This is a genomic window from Pseudomonas sp. Marseille-Q1929, assembly GCF_017316265.1.
Taxonomy (GTDB): domain Bacteria; phylum Pseudomonadota; class Gammaproteobacteria; order Pseudomonadales; family Pseudomonadaceae; genus Aquipseudomonas.
Genome location: NZ_JAFLWU010000058.1, coordinates 1 through 5,576, shown reverse-complemented (window position 1 = coordinate 5,576; position 5,576 = coordinate 1). Strand labels below are relative to the sequence as shown.

Sequence of the window (5,576 nt, the reverse complement as noted above, 5' to 3'; positions counted from 1 at the left end):
GGAATTTAATCTTGACGATGACCTACTCTCACATGGGGAAACCCCACACTACCATCGGCGATGCATCGTTTCACTGCTGAGTTCGGGATGGGATCAGGTGGTTCCAATGCTCTATGGTCGTCAAGAAATTCGGGTACTGAGTCGTGACCAGTTGGTCTCGCTTCAGCAAATTGGGTATGTGATAGCTTCGGTGTTTTGTGAGCATCGAACTTTCGGTTCTATCGTCTTCACACACCGCAATCTGATGCTCTTTCGAGAAGCAAATTGCTTGGGTGTTATATGGTCAAGCCTCACGGGCAATTAGTATTGGTTAGCTCAACGCCTCACAGCGCTTACACACCCAACCTATCAACGTCGTAGTCTTCGACGGCCCTTCAGGGAACTCAAGGTTCCAGTGAGATCTCATCTTGAGGCTAGTTTCCCGCTTAGATGCTTTCAGCGGTTATCTATTCCGAACATAGCTACCCGGCAATGCCACTGGCGTGACAACCGGAACACCAGAGGTTCGTCCACTCCGGTCCTCTCGTACTAGGAGCAGCCCCTCTCAAATCTCAAACGTCCACGGCAGATAGGGACCGAACTGTCTCACGACGTTCTAAACCCAGCTCGCGTACCACTTTAAATGGCGAACAGCCATACCCTTGGGACCGGCTTCAGCCCCAGGATGTGATGAGCCGACATCGAGGTGCCAAACACCGCCGTCGATATGAACTCTTGGGCGGTATCAGCCTGTTATCCCCGGAGTACCTTTTATCCGTTGAGCGATGGCCCTTCCATACAGAACCACCGGATCACTAAGACCTACTTTCGTACCTGCTCGACGTGTCTGTCTCGCAGTCAAGCGCGCTTTTGCCTTTATACTCTACGACCGATTTCCGACCGGTCTGAGCGCACCTTCGTACTCCTCCGTTACTCTTTAGGAGGAGACCGCCCCAGTCAAACTACCCACCATACACTGTCCTCGATCCGGATAACGGACCTGAGTTAGAACCTCAAAGTTGCCAGGGTGGTATTTCAAGGTTGGCTCCACGCAGACTGGCGTCCACGCTTCAAAGCCTCCCACCTATCCTACACAAGCAAATTCAAAGTCCAGTGCAAAGCTATAGTAAAGGTTCACGGGGTCTTTCCGTCTAGCCGCGGATACACTGCATCTTCACAGCGATTTCAATTTCACTGAGTCTCGGGTGGAGACAGCGCCGCCATCGTTACGCCATTCGTGCAGGTCGGAACTTACCCGACAAGGAATTTCGCTACCTTAGGACCGTTATAGTTACGGCCGCCGTTTACCGGGGCTTCGATCAAGAGCTTCGCGTTAGCTAACCCCATCAATTAACCTTCCGGCACCGGGCAGGCGTCACACCCTATACGTCCACTTTCGTGTTTGCAGAGTGCTGTGTTTTTAATAAACAGTCGCAGCGGCCTGGTATCTTCGACCGGCATGAGCTTACGGAGCAAGTCCTTCACCCTCACCGGCGCACCTTCTCCCGAAGTTACGGTGCCATTTTGCCTAGTTCCTTCACCCGAGTTCTCTCAAGCGCCTTGGTATTCTCTACCCAACCACCTGTGTCGGTTTGGGGTACGGTTCCTGGTTACCTGAAGCTTAGAAGCTTTTCTTGGAAGCATGGCATCAACCACTTCGTTAACTAAAAGTTAACTCGTCATCAGCTCTCGGCCTTAGAATCCCGGATTTACCTAAGATTCCAGCCTACCACCTTAAACTTGGACAACCAACGCCAAGCTGGCCTAGCCTTCTCCGTCCCTCCATCGCAATAACCAGAAGTACAGGAATATTAACCTGTTTTCCATCGACTACGCTTTTCAGCCTCGCCTTAGGGACCGACTAACCCTGCGTCGATTAACGTTGCGCAGGAAACCTTGGTCTTTCGGCGTGGGTGTTTTTCACACCCATTGTCGTTACTCATGTCAGCATTCGCACTTCTGATACCTCCAGCAAGCTTCTCAACTCACCTTCACAGGCTTACAGAACGCTCCTCTACCGCATCACTTACGTGATACCCGTAGCTTCGGTGTATGGTTTGAGCCCCGTTACATCTTCCGCGCAGGCCGACTCGACTAGTGAGCTATTACGCTTTCTTTAAAGGGTGGCTGCTTCTAAGCCAACCTCCTAGCTGTCTAAGCCTTCCCACATCGTTTCCCACTTAACCATAACTTTGGGACCTTAGCTGACGGTCTGGGTTGTTTCCCTTTTCACGACGGACGTTAGCACCCGCCGTGTGTCTCCCATGCTCGGCACTTGTAGGTATTCGGAGTTTGCATCGGTTTGGTAAGTCGGGATGACCCCCTAGCCGAAACAGTGCTCTACCCCCTACAGTGATACATGAGGCGCTACCTAAATAGCTTTCGAGGAGAACCAGCTATCTCCGAGCTTGATTAGCCTTTCACTCCGATCCACAGGTCATCCGCTAACTTTTCAACGGTAGTCGGTTCGGTCCTCCAGTTAGTGTTACCCAACCTTCAACCTGCCCATGGATAGATCGCCCGGTTTCGGGTCTATTCCCAGCGACTAGACGCCCTATTAAGACTCGCTTTCGCTACGCCTCCCCTATTCGGTTAAGCTCGCCACTGAAAATAAGTCGCTGACCCATTATACAAAAGGTACGCAGTCACCCAACAAAGTGGGCTCCCACTGCTTGTACGCATACGGTTTCAGGATCTATTTCACTCCCCTCTCCGGGGTTCTTTTCGCCTTTCCCTCACGGTACTAGTTCACTATCGGTCAGTCAGTAGTATTTAGCCTTGGAGGATGGTCCCCCCATATTCAGACAAAGTTTCTCGTGCTCCGTCCTACTCGATTTCATGACTAAGAGATTTTCGCGTACAGGGCTATCACCCACTATGGCCGCACTTTCCAGAGCGTTCCGCTAATCTCAAAGCCACTTAAGGGCTAGTCCCCGTTCGCTCGCCACTACTAAGGGAATCTCGGTTGATTTCTTTTCCTCAGGGTACTTAGATGTTTCAGTTCCCCTGGTTCGCCTCTTACGCCTATGTATTCAGCGTAAGATAACCATCTTATGATGGCTGGGTTCCCCCATTCAGACATCTCCGGATCAAAGTCTGTTTGCCGACTCCCCGAAGCTTTTCGCAGGCTACCACGTCTTTCATCGCCTCTGACTGCCAAGGCATCCACCGTATGCGCTTCTTCACTTGACCATATAACCCCAAGCAATCTGGTTATACTGTGAAGACAACATTCGCCGAAAATTCGATAATACTCAAAACTGAGTAACTCACAAATTTTACCTTAGCCTGATCCGTTACCAGTGAAAGTAACGTTCAGTCTATCTTTCTATCACATACCCAAATTTTTAAAGAACGATCTAATCAAAGACTAGAAATCAACATTCACCATCATCACGATGGAATGCTCATTTCTAAGCTTTCAACAAACAGAAGCAGTAGTGGTGGAGCCAAACGGGATCGAACCGTTGACCTCCTGCGTGCAAGGCAGGCGCTCTCCCAGCTGAGCTATGGCCCCGTATTTCTACAGGCGTTTCCCACACAAAATTGGTGGGTCTGGGCAGATTCGAACTGCCGACCTCACCCTTATCAGGGGTGCGCTCTAACCAACTGAGCTACAGACCCAATTTCGGGCTGCTTCTTTATCGTCTTCTTCAATGAATCAAGCAATTCGTGTGGGAACTTATGGAGCAGCTGATGTCGTCGATTAAGGAGGTGATCCAGCCGCAGGTTCCCCTACGGCTACCTTGTTACGACTTCACCCCAGTCATGAATCACACCGTGGTAACCGTCCTCCCGAAGGTTAGACTAGCTACTTCTGGTGCAACCCACTCCCATGGTGTGACGGGCGGTGTGTACAAGGCCCGGGAACGTATTCACCGCGACATTCTGATTCGCGATTACTAGCGATTCCGACTTCACGCAGTCGAGTTGCAGACTGCGATCCGGACTACGATCGGTTTTATGGGATTAGCTCCACCTCGCGGCTTGGCAACCCTCTGTACCGACCATTGTAGCACGTGTGTAGCCCAGGCCGTAAGGGCCATGATGACTTGACGTCATCCCCACCTTCCTCCGGTTTGTCACCGGCAGTCTCCTTAGAGTGCCCACCATTACGTGCTGGTAACTAAGGACAAGGGTTGCGCTCGTTACGGGACTTAACCCAACATCTCACGACACGAGCTGACGACAGCCATGCAGCACCTGTCTCAATGTTCCCGAAGGCACCAATCTATCTCTAGAAAGTTCATTGGATGTCAAGGCCTGGTAAGGTTCTTCGCGTTGCTTCGAATTAAACCACATGCTCCACCGCTTGTGCGGGCCCCCGTCAATTCATTTGAGTTTTAACCTTGCGGCCGTACTCCCCAGGCGGTCAACTTAATGCGTTAGCTGCGCCACTAAAAGCTCAAGGCTTCCAACGGCTAGTTGACATCGTTTACGGCGTGGACTACCAGGGTATCTAATCCTGTTTGCTCCCCACGCTTTCGCACCTCAGTGTCAGTATTAGTCCAGGTGGTCGCCTTCGCCACTGGTGTTCCTTCCTATATCTACGCATTTCACCGCTACACAGGAAATTCCACCACCCTCTACCATACTCTAGTCAGTCAGTTTTGAATGCAGTTCCCAGGTTGAGCCCGGGGATTTCACATCCAACTTAACAAACCACCTACGCGCGCTTTACGCCCAGTAATTCCGATTAACGCTTGCACCCTCTGTATTACCGCGGCTGCTGGCACAGAGTTAGCCGGTGCTTATTCTGTCGGTAACGTCAAAACAATCACGTATTAGGTAACTGCCCTTCCTCCCAACTTAAAGTGCTTTACAATCCGAAGACCTTCTTCACACACGCGGCATGGCTGGATCAGGCTTTCGCCCATTGTCCAATATTCCCCACTGCTGCCTCCCGTAGGAGTCTGGACCGTGTCTCAGTTCCAGTGTGACTGATCATCCTCTCAGACCAGTTACGGATCGTCGCCTTGGTGAGCCATTACCTCACCAACTAGCTAATCCGACCTAGGCTCATCTGATAGCGCAAGGCCCGAAGGTCCCCTGCTTTCTCCCGTAGGACGTATGCGGTATTAGCGTCCGTTTCCGAACGTTATCCCCCACTACCAGGCAGATTCCTAGGCATTACTCACCCGTCCGCCGCTCTCAAGAGAAGCAAGCTTCTCTCTACCGCTCGACTTGCATGTGTTAGGCCTGCCGCCAGCGTTCAATCTGAGCCATGATCAAACTCTTCAGTTCAAACATCTTTGGGTTTTTAAGAAACCCTAAACTTGGCTCAGCAATCGTTGGTTACATCTTTGATTTCTCGCGGAGTAACTTGTGATGCTGATAATCTTGTTGACTATCAGTCTGACTCCACAAGCACCCACACGAATTGCTTGATTCAGTTGTTAAAGAGCGGTTGGTTAAGATCTTTCGTCTCAACCGAGGCGCGCATTCTACAGCAGCCTCATTTGCTGTCAAGTGATTATTTTCAGAAGCTTTCGAAGAATTCTTCAACAACTTCAACCACTTGCGCTTCAGATCTCTCATCAGCGGGAGGCGAATTCTACAGCGTTACACGCTGCTGTCAACACCTCTTTTTCAACTTC

2 tRNA genes and 3 rRNA genes are annotated in these 5,576 nt (G+C 50.9%); all 5 read right to left on the bottom strand.

Annotated features, from left to right (window positions below):
• Positions 1 to 9: 9 nt before the first annotated feature.
• Positions 10 to 125: ribosomal RNA gene (gene rrf / locus J1G37_RS28835) — 5S ribosomal RNA — on the bottom strand.
• A gap of 154 nt (positions 126 to 279) precedes the next feature.
• Positions 280 to 3,171 (bottom strand): 23S ribosomal RNA (locus J1G37_RS28830).
• Positions 3,172 to 3,420: 249 nt separating this feature from the next.
• Positions 3,421 to 3,496: transfer RNA gene (locus tag J1G37_RS28825), tRNA-Ala, on the bottom strand.
• Between the two features lie 30 nt (positions 3,497 to 3,526).
• Positions 3,527 to 3,603, bottom strand: a tRNA-Ile gene (locus J1G37_RS28820).
• Positions 3,604 to 3,686: 83 nt separating this feature from the next.
• Positions 3,687 to 5,223, bottom strand: a 16S ribosomal RNA gene (locus J1G37_RS28815).
• The 16S, 23S and 5S rRNA genes sit together here with 2 tRNA genes alongside, the layout of an rRNA operon.
• Positions 5,224 to 5,576 lie beyond the last annotated feature (353 nt).